Here is a 15,934-nt window from a genome sequence, read left to right on the forward strand (position 1 = left end):
TGATGCTGCCGTAGAAATTTACGATGATTTGAATGCAGTGTGCATCAGTAAAAAGCAGCAGGCTTGGATTCTGTGGGGGCATAGTTCATTCCTAAGAACCGGAATTCTGCAGGCGCGCATAAAAAAACCGGCGCCTAAGCGCCGGTTTTTCATATCGCTGAGCGAATCAGCGATGCATTAAGCTTAAGCAGATTCAAGCACTGCATTTAAAGTTGCACTTGGACGCATCACAGCGCTTACTTTCGCTGCATCAACTGCGTAGTAACCGCCTATATCGGCAGCTTTGCCTTGAACTTCTGCAAGTTCAGCAACGATTTTGTCTTCGTTTTCAGTCAGCGCTTTCGCAAGCGGCGCAAACTTGGCTTTCAGCTCAGCGTTTTCATCTTGTGCTGCAAGTTCTTCAGCCCAGTATTTCGCTAAGTAGAAGTGGCTGCCACGGTTGTCTAATTCACCGGTGCGGCGTGATGGAGACTTGTCGTTGTCCAGTAATTTGCCAGTCGCTTGGTCTAAAGTTTTAGCAAGCAGCTTAATGTTGTCATTGCCTTCTTTAATACCCATCTCTTCTAGCGATACAGCCAGCGCCATGAATTCACCCAGTGAATCCCAGCGTAAATGGTTTTCTTCTACCAGCTGCTGTACGTGTTTCGGCGCTGAACCGCCTGCGCCGGTTTCGTACATGCCGCCGCCCGCCATTAACGGAACGATAGACAGCATTTTCGCTGAAGTGCCTAATTCCATAATTGGGAACAAGTCAGTCAGGTAGTCACGTAAAATATTGCCTGTTACTGAAATTGTATCTAGACCGCGTGCAACACGCTCAAGCGTATAGCGCATAGCGCGTACTTGAGACATGATTTGAATGTCTAAACCAGCAGTGTCATGATCTTTCAAGTATTTTTCAACTTTCTTGATCAGCTCGTTTTCGTGCGGACGGTACGGGTCAAGCCAGAAAATTGCAGGCATGCCAGAGTTGCGCGCGCGCGTTACCGCAAGTTTTACCCAGTCGCGGATCGGCGCGTCTTTCACCTGACACATACGCCAGATATCGCCTTCTTCCACGTTTTGCGACATCAGCACTTCGCCAGTTTCAAGATCGACGATGTTTGCAACACCGGCTTCTGAAATTTCGAAAGTTTTGTCGTGTGAACCGTATTCTTCAGCTTTTTGCGCCATCAAACCAACGTTAGGCACAGTACCCATAGTTTGTGGATCGAAGTTGCCATTCCATTTACAGAAATTAATCATTTCCTGGTAAATACGCGCAAAAGTTGACTCAGGCATTACCGCTTTACAGTCATAAGGTTTGCCGTCAGCGCCCCACATTTTACCGCCGCCGCGAATCATTGCAGGCATAGAAGCATCTACAATCACGTCGTTTGGTGAGTGGAAGTTTGTGATGCCTTTCGCAGAATCAACCATCGCAAGTGCAGGACGGTGTTCCTGGCAAGCGTGCAGGTCTTCGATGATTTCTTCACGAACAGACGTTGGCAAAGTGGCGATCTTCTCGTAGAGGCCAGCCATGCCGTTGTTTACGTTAATGCCTAGCTCATCGAATAATTTGCCGTGTTTTTCAAAAGCATCTTTGTAGTAAATTTTCACACAGTGACCGAAAACGATCGGGTGCGAAACTTTCATCATGGTTGCTTTAACGTGCAGAGAGAACAAAATGCCTGCTTCTTTACAATCATCAAGTTCTTTTTCATAGAAGTCGCAGAGCGCTTTCTTGCTCATAAACATTGAGTCGATGATTTCGCCATCTTTCAATGCAACTTTTTGTTTAAGAACAATCGTTTCGCCAGACTTAGTCACAAGTTCCATTTTCACGTCACGAGCGCGGTCTAAAGTCATTGACTTTTCACCGTGGTAGAAGTCACCTTCGTTCATGTGAGATACATGGGTCTGTGACCACTGTTTCCACTCGCTCATAGAGTGCGGGTGCTTTTTCACGTAGTTTTTAACCGCGGCAGGCGCGCGGCGGTCAGAGTTGCCTTCACGCAGCACAGGGTTTACAGCAGAACCTAGGCACTTGCTGTAACGCGCTTTGATCGCTTTTTCTTCGTCAGTTGTTGGGTTTTCAGGGTAGTCTGGAAGCGCGTAGCCTTTAGACTGAAGCTCTTTAATGCACGCAGTTAACTGGCCAACAGAAGCGCTGATATTTGGGAGTTTGATAATATTGGTGTCTGGATCTTGTGTGAGACGGCCAAGCTCTGCAAGCGTATCAGGTACCTTTTGTTCGTCGCTTAGGCAGTCTGCAAATTCTGCAAGCACACGCACAGCTACAGAGATATCACTTTTAACGATCTCGACGCCAGCTGGCTTAGTAAAGGTTTCAATGATCGGCAGCAATGAGTAGGTCGCCAATAGCGGCGCCTCGTCGGTCAGTGTGTAAATGATTGTTGACTTTCCACCAGCCATATATAGCCCCTTGCTTTGGATTGAGTTTTCCAGGAGCGAGTCTAAAGCTCAGCCCCTGCGAACCGGTTTGCTTAATAAAACTTGAGAGTATCAGTCCTGATGGCATCCCAGTCAACGAAATATCCAGTGATAACGACATTTCGCTGAGAAATGATGCGCGGTCAGGCCGATAACTGCGCTTATCAAGTTTTCTTAAGCAGCCCCTTCAGCTTCCTTATGAAAAATCTCCTATAAAATAGGATTTCACGAGGTTTTAGCCGCATTAACTATTTCGGCAATTAATGATGGCGCTTGCACTGCCTCATTTTTCCTTTAAATGTTTAAACAGCTTTGCGCAGGCAATACTCCGCTTTGGAAAGACCCAAAATGGATAAAAGCCTTTTGTTGCCCATACACGGTGTCCTGAGCGAGTTTTAAGCGCTGCTTTAAAGTGCAGCGCAAGGATGAACAGCGTGCGGCCTCTCTGCCGCACACGCGTATCCAGCGTTTATTTTACTCAAGGGCCTGGGAAACTCGGAGTTGAGGGGATTTTAGCGGCGTCATTTAAGAAAGCTTAGCCACCATATAGCTGAGTTTTGCAATCTGCATCACGCATCATCTCAGATAAAATATGCTTTCATTCGCTTTTGCGTGTGAGATCTATTGAAGTAATTGACTGTAGATAATTTAAGGCGCGGATTTTGAGCAGAGTGGCGCAGTAAGCGGGCGGGCCATGGAAAATCCGGCGGCGGCTAGTGGAAAGTGTGATCAAAGCTGCATTTTATTTACGCTTTTAATTTATGATGAATCACTTGATTTATGCTGCAATAAAAGCCTTCAAATCATTCAAATCCCTGCCTATTTTAGGGCCTGTATTGGCAATTCCATCTTATCCTGCCGGAGGCCTTTGGTCTGGTTTTTGATTCCTGTTATTGAGTTGTTTGTTAAAATTTGTTAATTAATAATGGAAGCAGCTTAAGGCTGGCTAATCCGGCCGGCTTGACTCTTTTAAGCAATGGCAAAGTGAGGCGTCTATGGCAATACAATTGCTCGAAATAGGTACGCAGACTGAACAGCTGGCGGCGTGCAGGCTGGCCTTGCTGCTGGGAGTGTTTACCGAAGATAACCGCATTGCCGAATTCCTGAAAGTTGCCAGAAGCCTGCTGCAGATTGACAGCGCGATTCTGGCCTTTCAGGACGAACCCTATATTTGGTATTCCTCAGCCGCAGGCTGCCAGCCCTTTCTGGCCCATGAAGGCGCCAGCCTGGCGGCCTATTTTGACGGCGCGGGCTGCATTGATGCGCTGCACCCGAATTATGCGGCGTTTTCCCGGCATATTAGCGGCTTGGGCGCAGGCCATGCGCGCCTGCTGGGCTTTAACCTGCAGGATGGCGGCAGCGTGATCGGGCAGGTGCTGCTGTTTGATGAAAGCGCGGAGATATTTGATGCGCAGCAGAAAAGCGTTGTGCAGGAGTTTGTGCAGGGGCTGGTCAGCATCATCAAGCTGCGGGTGGAAAATGCCGAACTGAAAGAGCTGTATGAGCAGCAGTCTGCGCTGAATTTCAGCAAGACTAAATTTTTCCAGATTATCGCGCATGACCTGCGCGCGCCGTTTCATGGCCTGCTGGGCTTTTCAGAGGTTCTGGCGCAGGAGCGCGATTCGCTGGATGAATCCAGCATTCAGAATATTGCCGATTATCTGTTTGATACGGCGCAGTCCACCTACAGCCTGCTGGAAAGCCTGCTGAACTGGGCCATGGCCGAAGGCGGGCGCTTTGTCTATCATCCGATCAATTTTGAACTCAGCCAGTCGGTCAAAATTGTCTGCAATGTTTTGAACAGCCTGGCGGTCAAAAAGAATATCCGCCTGCTGGATGAAGTGCCTGAAGGCCTGAAAATTTACGCAGACATTAATATGGTGACTTCGGTTATTCAGAATCTGGTTTCCAATGCGCTTAAATTCACCCATACCGACGGCAGCGGCGCGGTGGTGCTGCGCGCAGCGGAGGGCGAATCCGGCGTGAGCCTCAGCATTCAGGATAATGGTTTGGGCATGACCCGGCATCAGATTGAACAGCTGTTTCAGCCCAAGCTGACGGTCAGCGTTAAAGGCACCGCCGGCGAAAAAGGCACAGGGCTGGGGCTGATACTGTGCAAGCGCTTTGTCGATTTAAACCACGGCGAAATCGGCGTGGAGTCCAAAGAGGGCGCCGGCACGGCGTTTACCGTAACATTCCCGCCGGCATCCAGCAGCCATCAGGCCCTCAGCATGGGCAGCCTGCAGGGTGACAAGCCGGAAGAAACCGCCTGAGCAGCGCATGGCGCATTAAATTTCTTTTCCACTATCCTCCGGCAGCTGATATAACTAGAAAAAACTTAGGCCAAGGGTTTGAAAATGAACGCGGAACAATTGCGCAAGGCATTGCGCGCCAGCCAGTATGCTGAACAGGTGCTGGGAATGCACGGCGCTTTAATTGAGCAGGATTATGCAGCCGACCAGTTCCTTGCGCCGCTCAGCGCTGAACAAATTCAGGCCTATGTGGAAAATACCTTAGATCAGATTCAGGATGAAGCGGCATGGATGCGCGCCATGCGCATATTGCGCGCCCGCCTGATGTTCCGCTGGATCTGGCAGGACGCTAATCAGCTGACCGATGTGGTTGCGCTGACCCGGGAACTCTCTGATTTTGCCGACGCTGCCATTTGCGCCGCCAAAGCCTTCGCCTATCCGCCGCTGGCCGCCAAGCATGGCGAGCCGGTCGGCTACAACGGGCAAAAGCAGGACCTGATCGTCATCGCTATGGGCAAGCTCGGCGCGCAGGAGCTGAATTTATCCAGCGACATTGACCTGATTTTCGCCTTTGACGAGCAGGGCGAAAGCAATGGGCGCAAATGCATTGATGTGCGGCAGTTCTGCATTCTGTGGGGGCAGAAGCTGATTTACCTGCTGGATCATATCACCGCCGACGGTTTTGTGTTCCGCGTGGATATGCGCCTGCGCCCTTGGGGTGACGGTTCGGCTCTGGCCATCAGCCATGCTGCGCTGGAAAAATACCTCAGCCAGCACGGCCGCGAGTGGGAGCGCTATGCATGGATCAAGGCGCGGATTGTCACCGGCGGCAAAGAAGGCCAGGATCTGCTGCAGATGACCCGGCCCTTTGTGTTCCGCAAATATGTGGATTACAGCGCCTTTGAAGCCATGCGCGAAATGAAGGCGATGATTGAGCGCGAAGTGCTGCGCCGCAATATCGAAGATGACATTAAGCTGGGCGCCGGCGGCATCCGTGAAGTGGAATTCATTGTGCAGGTGTTCCAGCTGATTTACGGCGGCTCCAAGCTGGCGCTGCAGGACCGCCAGTGCCTGGTCAGCCTGCGCCATCTGGGCGGAGCCGGCCTGCTGGACGCTCAGGCGGTTGCGGAGCTTGAAGACGCCTATCTGTTCCTGCGCCGCATTGAGCATGCGATTCAGGCGCTGAATGACCAGCAGACCCAGTCGCTGCCGGCCGAAGCCGAACTGCGCCAGCGCATGCTGGACACGCTGGGCTACGGCTCCTGGGATGAGCTGCTGCAGGTCCTGAACCGGAAGCGCGTCAAAGTGATTTACCAGTTTGAGCATCTGATTAAGGAAACGGAGCCGGATCCGCTGACTGAAAGCTTTGCCCAGCTGGAAAAGCAGCTGGATGCGGTGCTGGATGCGCATGCGAAAAATCTGGTGCATGAGTTCTGGCATGGCCATGCGCTGAAAAAACTCCCAGCTAAAGCGGTGCAGCGCCTGAAGGCTTTCTGGCCGCATCTGGTTGAAGCGGTGATTCAGTCCGACAGCCCGCAGGTGGCTTTATTGCGCCTGATGCCGCTGGTGGAATCGGTGATGCGCCGCACGGTGTATTTGGTGATGCTGATTGAAAGCAAAGGCGCGCTGCAGCGCCTGGTGAAAATGGCCACCGTCAGCCCGTGGATTTGCGAAGAGCTGACCCATTACCCGGTGCTGCTGGATGAATTCCTGTCGATGGATTTTGAGCTGCCCAAGCGCAGGGATCTGGAAGATTCGCTGCGCCAGCAGCTGCTGCGCATTGAGCTGGATGATGTGGAAGACCTGATGCGCGCGCTGCGCCTGTTCAAAAAGTCCAATGTGCTGACGGTGGCTGCCAGCGATGTGCTGGCGGAAAGCCCGCTGATGAAGGTTTCTGACGCCTTGACCGATATTGCGGAGGTTTCGGTGAATGCGACGCTGAATCTGGCGTACCGGATGACCGCGAAAAAGCACGGCTGCCCGCTGGATGCCGAAGGCCAGCGCTGCTCGCCGGAGCATACCGCATTTGCGGTTGCGGGCTACGGCAAGCTGGGCGGCATTGAGCTGGGCTACGGTTCAGACCTGGACCTGGTGTTCATTCATTTCATGGATGAACAGGCGGATACCGACGGCTTGAAGCCGATCAGCGGCTTTGAATTCGCCATGCGGGTTGCGCAGAAATTCATGTCTTTAATGACCACGCAGACCCTGGATGGCCGGGTCTATGAGATTGACACGCGGCTGCGCCCTTCCGGCGAGGCCGGCGTGCTGGTGACCAGCCTGAAAGCCTTTGAGCAGTACCAGTTTAAAAACGCATGGCTCTGGGAGCATCAGGCGCTGGTGCGCGCGCGCTCGATTGCCGGCGAAGATCCGCTGCGCGCCAAGTTTGAAGACCTGCGCTGCCGCATTCTGACCCAGCCCAGAGATGAGGCCAGCGTGCGCGAAGAAGTGCTGAAAATGCGCTGCAAAATGAAGGATCATTTAGGCTCATCTAAGGAGCAGAAAAAAGAAGGAATTTTTCATTTAAAACAGGACGCAGGTGGTATCGTTGATATTGAATTTATGGCACAGTATGCGGTATTGGCATGGAGTGGGGCGAATCCAGATCTCGCTCATTATTCCGACAACGTACGAATCCTTGAAGACGCCGCAAAAGCAGGTTGCTTATCCAGCGACGACGCGACAGCATTGATTCAAGCTTATCTTTGTGAACGGGCCGAGAGCCACCGTCTGGCGCTTGCAAATCAATCCATGCAAGTCAGCGCAGCGGACTGGCGCGATACCCGAGAGGCCGTTTGCAAGCTATGGCAAAGATTAATTGATCCGGGCGCAGCTGCTGCCCTGGATAAAAATGACTGTGTATAAAAATTTGGAGTGTGCGCCATGAACTTGGCTGATCGTGATGGTTTTATTTGGCAAGATGGACAATTGGTTGACTGGCGTGAGGCGAAAGTCCACGTTTTAACTCATACGCTGCATTACAGCATGGGGGTCTTTGAAGGTGTCCGCGCTTATGAAACACCAAATGGTACCGCGATTTTCCGTCTCCAAGACCATACCAAGCGCCTGCTTAATTCTGCAAAAATTTATCAGATGAAAGTTCCATTTGATCAGGCGGCGCTGGAACAGGCGCAGATTGATGTGGTGCGTGAAAATAAATTGGCGTCCTGCTATCTGCGTCCTTTAATCTGGATTGGCTCTGAAAAGCTCGGCATTGCCGCGACAAACAATACCATTCATGCCGCTGTGGCGGCGTGGAGCTGGGGCGCTTACCTGGGCGATGAAGCCATGGCGAACGGCATCCGGGTGAAAACCTCATCCTTTACCCATCATCACCCGAATGTGACGATGTGCAAGGCGAAAGCGTCGGGCAACTATACGCTGTCTATCCTTGCGCATCAGGAAGTGGCGCATTCAGGCTATGACGAAGCGATGCTGATGGACCCGCAGGGCTATGTCTGTCAAGGTTCAGGCGAAAACGTCTTCCTGGTGAAGGACGGCGCGCTGCATACGCCGGATATCTCTGGCGGCGCATTGGACGGCATTACCCGCCAAACCATCATCACCATTGCGAAAGATCTGGGCATTGAAGTAATTGAGCGCCGCATCACCCGCGATGAGTTCTATATCGGCGATGAAGCGTTCTTTACCGGCACGGCCGCTGAAGTGACGCCAATCCGTGAATATGATGACCGTCAAATCGGCGAAGGCTGCCGCGGCCCGATTACGGAAAAAATCCAGAAAGCGTATTTTGACGCTGTTCAGGGCAAAGACCCTAAATATGCGCACTGGCTAACTTACGTAAAATAAGCGGATCGGTTAAGATCAAAAGGCGGAACGGAAGTTCCGCCTTTTTTTATTGAAATTTGATGATGGCTGCTGTTTATGCATATTGTTTATGTGAGTGATGGAAAAGCCGGGCACCGCTCGCAAGCTGCCGGCCTGTATCATGCGGTGCAGCGCATCAGCGGGCAAAGCGTGACCTTTCAGGAAATTTCCATTGAGCAGCTGCCGCTTCTGGCTTTATGCAAAGGCATAATTTCAGGCCGGTTAAAGGCTTTGGAGCAGGCGCCGGACTATATCTTCGGGGTAGGCAGCCATACTCAATTGCGGGTTCTGCTGCTGGGGAAGGCCTATCCTCAGGCTAAAACTGTGATTTTAATGAAGCCGAATTTTCCTGTATCGTGGTTTGATTATTCAATTATTCCTGAACATGACGCCGTGCCTGAATCTAAAAAAGTGATTGTGACTCAGGGCGCGCTGAACCCGATTGTGAATGAGCAGCGCCATCAGCAAAACCGAATTTTAATTGCCCTGGGCGGATCTTCAAAGCGCCATGCATGGAATGACCAAAAGGTGCTGTCAGCCGTTCAGCAGATTGCGGAAAGCAATCTGCAGGCGGAAATTATCCTGACCACCTCGCGCCGTACGCCAAAAGCGTTTCTGGAGCAGCTGCAGGCGCAGCCTTTTGCCGGGCAGCTGCAGGTTTTTCCTGTAGAAGAAACTCCGCAGGGCTGGATTTTTGAAGAAATGCAGAAGGCGGAAGCGGTTTGGGTGACTGAAGACAGCGTGTCAATGATTTATGAAGCGCTGACAGCAGGCTGCCGGGTCGGGGTGATTGAGGTTGACCGGTTGAAGCAGGACCGGATTGTGAATGTGGTAGATCAATTGCTGGAGAGGCAAATTATTTCCAGTCATTTTAAAATCTCCCAGCTTGCGGAGGCGTTTCAGCTCATGGAAGCGGATCAGGCTGCTGCCCGGCTGCTGCAGGCTGCTTAGCAGGATGGCTGCTGAATATCGGCCCTTAGCACATCAGCGGAGATATAGAGCATACAGCCTGCTTTGCACAAACTCCCTGCACAAAAATATGCAATGAAAATCAATGCAAAGCAAGGTGGAACCCCTTAAGCCGAATCTCAATAATGGCTAAAACAAGAATGATTTTTCCGCATGAATAATGCCCTATTTTGTCAGGTTTCGGCCGCTGCGGATGAAAAGTTTATTGCTGTCCGCATCTTGGCTTTATGCTATTCTTGCGCTTTAAAGATTAGAATATGCCAATCCGGCGATACTGCAGCTGATTGTTTTTTTGAGTGATTTATGAAAATTTTACATATTGCGAATTTCGGCTTCAATAAGCAGGGCGCCCATTTTTACTGTACAGACCGCAAAATTTCCGCGGGCTTGACCGAAAATGGCCATTTCGTTTATGACTTCAGTTTCCGCGATATGGCGCGCATGGGCACAATTTTTAAAACCAAAAAACTCGGCGCCAGCTGGGCCAATAAAGAAATCCTGAAAATCGTCAATAATATTGAGCCGGATCTGGTTCTGATCGGGCACAGCGACCTGATGAGCCCAGACGTGCTGAAAGAAATCAAGCAGCGGTTTCCAAAAACCAAAATCGCTTTCTGGTATGTCGATCCGCTGTATCTGGAGCAGAAGCTGGGTTTTGTCCGCGACTTTTCTCCGTATTTGGATGCAATCTTCTGCACTACAGGCGGCGAGTACCTGAAAAAGCTGAAGCAGCCGCATTTAAAGGCCGCCTATATGCCGAATGTCGGCCACCGCAATGTGGAAGTGCTGAAGCAGTTCGAATCTGAAAATATTGATAAGGAATTTATTTTCTGCGGCGTCATTTATAAAGAGCCGGAACGCGAAAAGTTCCTGAAGGATTTGGCGGATACCCTCAGGCAGAATCAGGTGCAGTATCAATATTACGGCTGTTTCGAGCAGCCGGGGGTCTACGGCAAAGGCTATTATAAGGTGCTGTCCGAGTCGCGCATGGGGCTGAATTACTCACGCAGAAATGATGTCACGCTGTACAGCTCAGACCGCATTGTGCAGCTGACCGGCAATGGCCTGCTGACATTCAGTCCGAAAATCCCTGGCTTTGACAAGCTGTATACAGCGCAGGAAGTGGTTTATTTTGATGACCAGAATGATTTGGCCGAAAAAATTAAATTCTATGCGGATCACCCGGAGCAAGCCCGGAAAATTGCCGAAGCCGGCTGGAATAAAACCCGAAGCAGCTTCAATGCCAAGCGCATCAGCCAGTTTATGATTGAAGTGACTTTTGATCAGCCATTGTCGGAAGCGTACGAATGGGCGCATGAGGTATATGCTTAATGTGGATTTTATATGTCTTGGCCGGCATCGCAGTTTTGGCCGCGGTGCTGTACCTGCTGGGCAATTATACCTTTTGGCTGCCGCTGCGCAGCGCTGAATTGCCGCGTGTCGTAATGCTGCATCAAGTGACGCCGCATGAAGATGCTTCAGGCATGAATATGCCTCCGGCCAAATTTGAGCTGCTGCTGCAGTATCTGGTGAAAAAGAAAGCCGTTTTCTGTTTCGTTTCCGAGCTGGATCAATATCAGGGCCAGCGCAATGTTTTCGCTTTGTCTTTTGATGATGGATTTTTGGATAACTATCAATACGCTTATCCCTTGCTGAAGAAATATCAGGCTAAAGCGACTATTTATTTAGCCACGCAAATTGAAGGCATCGAAAAATTAAATGCTGAACAGATCCGGGAAATGTCTGATTCAGGCCTGATTGAATTTGGCGCGCACACCCAGCATCATGTGAATCTGCTTAAGCTGTCTGATGATGAGGCTTTTGCAGAAATGCAGGCCTCAAAACAGGATGTGGAAGCCTTGGCCGGGCGCTGCCTGAGCTTTGCCTATCCCTTTGGGCGCTTTAATGCAAAGCATCAGCAGATGGCCAAAGAAATCGGCTTTAAAAATGCGGTATCGACCCGCAAGAAAGTCGAAGCCTATACCGCAGAAAATCAATTCAATATTCCCCGCGTCAGCACGCATGGCGCGATGAATGCCGTGCAAATGCGCATTGCCTTAGCCAAAGGACGCTATAAATTATGATTCCATGCAGTGTTTATATTGTCACCTTGAACTGCGGCGCCTGGCTGCGCGATACGCTCAATAGCGTCAAGGACTTTGCCGAAGTGGTTATTCTGGATTCCGGCAGCACCGATGATACCTATGCCATTGCGCAGTCATTTCCGAATGCCCGCATTGCGCATCAGGACTGGCAGGGCTATGCAGGCCAGAAAAGTTTAGCGCTGGCGCAATGTAAAAATGACTGGGTGCTGAATCTGGATGGCGATGAAGTGCTGTCGCCTGAACTGAAAGCTGAAATTGAGCAGGCCATTCAGGCAGATCAAATTGATGCCTTAATCACCCCCATCAATGATGTGTTCTTGGGTGTGCCGAACAGCAAGCACACGAAGAAGCATGCCAAAGTGCGTTTTTTCCGCAAGAGCAAAGGCCAGTATGACCTTGAGAATAAAGTCCATGAAAATGTGGTGGTGAATGGCGAGAGCGCCCGCGCTGCCGGGGATATCTATCACTATGGCGAATCGAGCATTTTTGTCAAAGTTGAAAAAAACAATCAGTATTCAAACTTGAAGGCGGCGGAAAAGTTCCAAAAAGGCAAAAAGCCAAGCGTATTGAAGCTGAGCCTGGTGATGCCTATGACTTTCCTGAAATCCTATTTCATCCGCCGCAGCTGCCTGAATGGCTGGCGCGGCTTTGTAAACAGCATGATCAATGCATTTTATGCTTTTCTGAAAGAAGCAAAACTGTTTGAGCAGCATCAAAACGCGCAAAAGAACCGCCAGGACAAGCCATGAAAATTGTTCAGGTCTTGGCGACCAGCGGCGGCATCGGCGGCTTGGAGCAGCATACCTTTAACTTGGCGAATGAGCTGTCGCAGCAGCATGAAGTGCATATGATTGCGCATCCTTGCTATGCGGAAAAGTTCAATCCGCAGGTGCATTTTCATGCGGTCGATTTTGCCCGCAGCCGCTGGAACATCCTGCTGCTTTGGCAGCTGAAAAGCCTGATTAATCAAATTCAGCCGGATATTGTGCATGCGCAGGCCGGCAAGGCGGCTGAGCTGATTGCAAAAATCCGCGCATGGCTGCAGCCTGTTAAATTTGTCAGCACGGTGCATGGCACTAAAAAAAATAAATCCGCTTATGCGGCTGCAGATGCGGTGATTGCGGTCAGCCAGGCGCTGACGCAGAGCATACCGCCTGCCAAGGCGCATGTGATTTATAACGGCGTGCATGCGCAGCCTAGGCTTTCCGATCAGCAAAAACAGCGGCTGAAAGCTGAAATTTATGCGCAGCATCCGGCTTTAGACGCTTCCAGAAAAATTGTGATGTGCATTGGCCGCTTAGAGCCGGTGAAAAATATCAGCCTGCTGCTTCAAGCCATGCAAGGCATAGACGCCAACCTTTGGATTGTGGGAGATGGCTCATTGCGTCAAAGACTGGAAAGCCAGATGCAGCAGCAGAATCTGCAGCATCAGGCGGCTTTTCTTGGGTTCCGGAGTGATGCGCGTGATTTGATTCAGCTTGCGGATGCCGTGGTGCTGTCCTCAGACCGCGAGGGTTTCCCGCTGGTGATGGTTGAGGCGCTGCAGGCGGATAAAGCCATGGCATCGACCAAAGTCAATGGCGTGGTTGAATGGCTGCCGGAGCCGTATTTGGCCGGCACCGGCAAAGCGGATGAATTGCATGCTGCAATTATAAATGCGCTGTCTGCGCAGGCCGAATTTCAGCCCTTATTTGCCAGAGCCAAGGCTGAATTGACTGTTCAAGCAATGGCAGGGCAAACGCTGAATATTTATGAGCAATTGCTGCAAAAATAGCGCAGGAAAATTCCTTAGTTTTTGGCGGTTAAGCGGATCGCATCTAAAACCACAAAACCGCCTTCAGCATTGATGGTATGGCAGCCGTCATCGCTGTCATGCCACTCCGGCAGGACAACTTCCAGCAGGCGCTCTTCATAATGCGCCGGGCTCAGCCGCACAATCTCCTTCAGCTCAATGTTGCCGCCATAGCGCTTTAAGGAGTCTTGGCTTGGACGAACCAGCTTGCCGTCATAAATGAAGGGCTTGCCTGCCATGCGGAACTGCTGATGGCCCTTGCATACCGGATTCTGCGGATGCTCCTGCCAGTTTGGATTTAAAATATCTTCGGTAAAAAACAGGTCTAGGCGGTCGCCGAATTTTTTGCAGTTTCTGCGCGTGGAGGTAAATAAGTACCACATGCCTTCATGGTAAAAAGGTGTGCTGTCCACAGCTTCAATGCCTTCTAGAATATTTGAATGCTTTTCCCATTTCAGCGGAAACTCGGTGCATTTCCACAGTTCAACGGTTTTATTGGCGCTGCTTTCCGGAATCATGTACCAGTCATTCCCGGCTTTAAAAACACAAGGGTAGGACAGATGATAGTCCAGTTTTAAAATGGTTTGCGGTTCAGTATAAGCCCCATCTTTAAAGACTTCCAGAACCGATAAAAAGCCGACAGGGTGAACATCATCGACTTCTTCAAAAAAAATGAAATAGCGGTCATTTTCCTGCGCATAAAAACAGTCTGCAAAGGTGAATTTGCGCGGCGAGTGGATTTCAAAAAGATTTTTTAATTGTTCTTGGCTTTTTAACGATTCGTCCAGCCAGCCAAAACGCATGTACCAGTGGGAATCAAATTTTTTAGCTTGCTGATTTTGCTGGTGTTTGTACCATTTTTTTAACAAAATTCTTTTCATCGTAAGAAAATTATAAATTACTAACTATTCATATGATTCTACATTAGATATCATTTATATAGTTTATACAGGCCCATTTTGATGAAAATTTTTGTGATAAGTATTGAGGAAGAAAACTCTCTTCGTTTAAATAACTTTACAGCACAGCCTTTTTTTCAGCAAGGTGCTGCGCCTTTTGCAAAAGTTGGTGTAAAAGGCTCGGAACTCCCTGTTAAGCAGTATTTTGAAATTGCGGTAAAAGGCCGCTCCCAGCCGCTTTCTCCAAGTGAGCTGGGCTGTTCCTTATCTCATATGGCTGCGCTGAAAGCATTTTTAGAAACTGATGATGATTATGCGCTTATTTTAGAAGATGACGCGCTGTTTCCTCATGCTTTGACTCTTGCGCAGATTGAAGCTGAAATAGAAAAGGCGGATTTTCCGCCTAATATTTTACTGAGTCTTGGTGGTATTCAAATGAAAGAGTCTTTAAAAGTCAGAGGAAAAATCAGAGCGCAAAAATTTTTAAATAAAAATGTTTTAGAAGTAACACCGCATTATTATCATCGCGTTTGCGCAGCTTTTGCATATATTGTTGACCGTAAAATGGCTAATACTTTGCTTAAATACAATGCGCGAATTAGAAAAGCGGATGATTGGGGCTATTTATATGACTTTGATTCTACTGCACATATTTTAATGACGCATATTATTGAGCATCCGCCCCTTGCTGTAGGGGAAACCGATGAGGCCATCAGCAAAATAGAAAATGAACGGGTTAATACTGCAGATTTGCCTGTGAGCAGCTATGGTAAATTCTGGCCTAAGAATTTAATTAAATTAGTGACTTCGCGCTATAAAAATAACTGAATTTAATTTTTTGCAATGACACGTTGCTAAAGTAAAAATTTAATGAGGAACATTTTGGAAAAGTATCTAATCAGTATTGAAGCATCGGAAAGCCCTCGTTGGCAGGCATTCTTTGCTCAAGAGATTTTTAAACAGAATCAGTCTGTTTTTCATATTTTTGGCGTAAAAGGCGCAGATTTGCCGACAGCGCTATATTTTAAATTAGCTGTTGCGAATAGAGAGAGGCCTTTATCTCCAGGAGAGCTGGGCTGCACATTATCGCATGTTGAGGCAATGAAGCATTTTTTAGCAACAGGGCAACAGTACGCCATATTTTTTGAAGATGATGCGATTCAAAAGCTAGACTTCTCATTAGATCAATTAGAGCAGGACATTATAAAGCTTAATCTTAAGCCTAATTTCTTGCTCAGCTTAGGCGGCATACAGCTTTCATTCAGTGAAAAAGTGAAAGGAAAGTTTTTACAGGATAAATTATTCGGAAAGGCTGTTATTGATATTCATCCTTATTATTATAAAAATTTATCATCTACTTATGCATACATGCTTGATCGAAAAATGGCGCAAGTTCTAGTTGAGTACCATCAGCCTCCATGTGGCTGTGATCATTGGGGGGATTTAGCGTATTTGGAGGAAGTGCCTCATTTATATGCTACGTATTTGTTTGATCACCCAGAAATTATTAATGAACAGACGAATAGCTACATTGAACAAGAGCGCTTAAAAGTAAAAGGAATTGAAAATAATAAAGCTCAAAAGAGTTTTTATTTTCAATTAATTAATAAGCTCAAGCGCTTGCAACTTCAAAAATATCATGACTGAGAATGGTTC

At 49.0% G+C, this 15,934-nt stretch carries 13 protein-coding genes; 11 read left to right on the top strand and 2 right to left on the bottom strand.

From position 1 onward, the window contains the following. Positions 1-183 precede the first annotated feature (183 nt). A complete protein-coding gene (locus BEN74_RS13670) occupies positions 184-2,415 on the bottom strand; it encodes an NADP-dependent isocitrate dehydrogenase (RefSeq protein ID WP_068909318.1) in 2,232 nt (743 codons plus the stop codon). 712 nt (positions 2,416-3,127) lie between these two features. On the opposite strand from BEN74_RS13670, the gene BEN74_RS19495 reads away from it, so the two are divergent. The 9 genes from BEN74_RS19495 to BEN74_RS13710 all read left to right on the top strand — a co-directional run bounded on the left by BEN74_RS19495 (position 3,128) and on the right by BEN74_RS13710 (position 13,361). Further along, positions 3,128-3,352 (top strand): hypothetical protein, encoded by a 225-nt coding sequence (locus BEN74_RS19495; RefSeq protein ID WP_162898194.1) that lies wholly within the window; start codon positions 3,128-3,130, stop codon positions 3,350-3,352. Between the two features lie 76 nt (positions 3,353-3,428). Continuing rightward, on the top strand, positions 3,429-4,706 hold the full coding sequence (locus BEN74_RS13675) for a sensor histidine kinase (RefSeq protein WP_068909316.1): 1,278 nt from the start codon (positions 3,429-3,431) through the stop codon (positions 4,704-4,706). Between the two features lie 84 nt (positions 4,707-4,790). Continuing rightward, a complete protein-coding gene (glnE, locus tag BEN74_RS13680) occupies positions 4,791-7,550 on the top strand; it encodes a bifunctional [glutamate--ammonia ligase]-adenylyl-L-tyrosine phosphorylase/[glutamate--ammonia-ligase] adenylyltransferase (RefSeq protein ID WP_068909900.1) in 2,760 nt (919 codons plus the stop codon). Between the two features lie 18 nt (positions 7,551-7,568). Next, positions 7,569-8,495: a branched-chain amino acid transaminase gene (locus tag BEN74_RS13685; RefSeq protein ID WP_068909314.1), complete on the top strand. Its 927-nt coding sequence runs from the start codon at positions 7,569-7,571 to the stop codon at positions 8,493-8,495. Between the two features lie 75 nt (positions 8,496-8,570). Further along, entirely contained in the window at positions 8,571-9,464 is an 894-nt protein-coding gene (locus BEN74_RS13690; protein ID WP_068909312.1) for an ELM1/GtrOC1 family putative glycosyltransferase, read from the top strand. A gap of 321 nt (positions 9,465-9,785) precedes the next feature. Next, positions 9,786-10,814 (top strand): glycosyltransferase, encoded by a 1,029-nt coding sequence (locus BEN74_RS13695; protein ID WP_068909309.1) that lies wholly within the window; start codon positions 9,786-9,788, stop codon positions 10,812-10,814. Beyond that, positions 10,814-11,566 carry a polysaccharide deacetylase family protein gene (locus BEN74_RS13700; RefSeq protein WP_068909307.1) on the top strand — a complete coding sequence of 251 codons (753 nt, stop codon included), beginning with the start codon at positions 10,814-10,816 and terminating at the stop codon, positions 11,564-11,566. Before BEN74_RS13695 ends, BEN74_RS13700 begins: the two co-directional genes overlap by 1 nt. Further along, the gene (locus BEN74_RS13705; protein WP_068909305.1) at positions 11,563-12,336 is read left to right on the top strand and encodes a glycosyltransferase family 2 protein; all 774 of its coding nucleotides are present in this window, start codon (positions 11,563-11,565) and stop codon (positions 12,334-12,336) included. The genes BEN74_RS13700 and BEN74_RS13705 overlap by 4 nt, the downstream gene beginning before the upstream one ends. Further along, the gene (locus BEN74_RS13710) at positions 12,333-13,361 is read left to right on the top strand and encodes a glycosyltransferase (RefSeq protein ID WP_068909304.1); all 1,029 of its coding nucleotides are present in this window, start codon (positions 12,333-12,335) and stop codon (positions 13,359-13,361) included. Before BEN74_RS13705 ends, BEN74_RS13710 begins: the two co-directional genes overlap by 4 nt. A gap of 14 nt (positions 13,362-13,375) precedes the next feature. Here BEN74_RS13710 and BEN74_RS13715 read toward each other — a convergent pair whose 3' ends face one another. Beyond that, a complete protein-coding gene (locus BEN74_RS13715) occupies positions 13,376-14,260 on the bottom strand; it encodes a hypothetical protein (RefSeq protein WP_068909302.1) in 885 nt (294 codons plus the stop codon). An 81-nt stretch (positions 14,261-14,341) separates the two neighbouring features. Between BEN74_RS13715 and BEN74_RS13720 the strand changes: the two genes are divergently transcribed. Together BEN74_RS13720 and BEN74_RS13725 are read left to right on the top strand one after the other, a co-directional pair. After that, on the top strand, positions 14,342-15,106 hold the full coding sequence (locus BEN74_RS13720) for a glycosyltransferase family 25 protein (RefSeq protein WP_068909299.1): 765 nt from the start codon (positions 14,342-14,344) through the stop codon (positions 15,104-15,106). A 54-nt stretch (positions 15,107-15,160) separates the two neighbouring features. Beyond that, on the top strand, positions 15,161-15,925 hold the full coding sequence (locus BEN74_RS13725) for a glycosyltransferase family 25 protein (RefSeq protein ID WP_068909897.1): 765 nt from the start codon (positions 15,161-15,163) through the stop codon (positions 15,923-15,925). The last annotated feature ends 9 nt before the right edge of the window (positions 15,926-15,934 follow it).

Origin of the sequence: Acinetobacter sp. WCHAc010034, from assembly GCF_001696615.3 — a bacterium.
Classification (GTDB): domain Bacteria; phylum Pseudomonadota; class Gammaproteobacteria; order Pseudomonadales; family Moraxellaceae; genus Acinetobacter.

Coding starts and splice junctions, on each gene's coding strand:
- BEN74_RS13675 (WP_068909316.1), top strand. CDS start 3,429: ATGGCAATACAATTGCTCGAAATAGGTACGCAGACTGAACAGCTGGCG.
- BEN74_RS13685 (WP_068909314.1), top strand. CDS start 7,569: ATGAACTTGGCTGATCGTGATGGTTTTATTTGGCAAGATGGACAATTG.
- BEN74_RS13705 (WP_068909305.1), top strand. CDS start 11,563: ATGATTCCATGCAGTGTTTATATTGTCACCTTGAACTGCGGCGCCTGG.
- BEN74_RS13695 (WP_068909309.1), top strand. CDS start 9,786: ATGAAAATTTTACATATTGCGAATTTCGGCTTCAATAAGCAGGGCGCC.
- BEN74_RS13715 (WP_068909302.1), bottom strand. CDS start 14,260: ATGAAAAGAATTTTGTTAAAAAAATGGTACAAACACCAGCAAAATCAG.
- BEN74_RS13710 (WP_068909304.1), top strand. CDS start 12,333: ATGAAAATTGTTCAGGTCTTGGCGACCAGCGGCGGCATCGGCGGCTTG.
- glnE (WP_068909900.1), top strand. CDS start 4,791: ATGAACGCGGAACAATTGCGCAAGGCATTGCGCGCCAGCCAGTATGCT.
- BEN74_RS19495 (WP_162898194.1), top strand. CDS start 3,128: ATGGAAAATCCGGCGGCGGCTAGTGGAAAGTGTGATCAAAGCTGCATT.
- BEN74_RS13690 (WP_068909312.1), top strand. CDS start 8,571: ATGCATATTGTTTATGTGAGTGATGGAAAAGCCGGGCACCGCTCGCAA.
- BEN74_RS13720 (WP_068909299.1), top strand. CDS start 14,342: ATGAAAATTTTTGTGATAAGTATTGAGGAAGAAAACTCTCTTCGTTTA.
- BEN74_RS13700 (WP_068909307.1), top strand. CDS start 10,814: ATGTGGATTTTATATGTCTTGGCCGGCATCGCAGTTTTGGCCGCGGTG.
- BEN74_RS13670 (WP_068909318.1), bottom strand. CDS start 2,415: ATGGCTGGTGGAAAGTCAACAATCATTTACACACTGACCGACGAGGCG.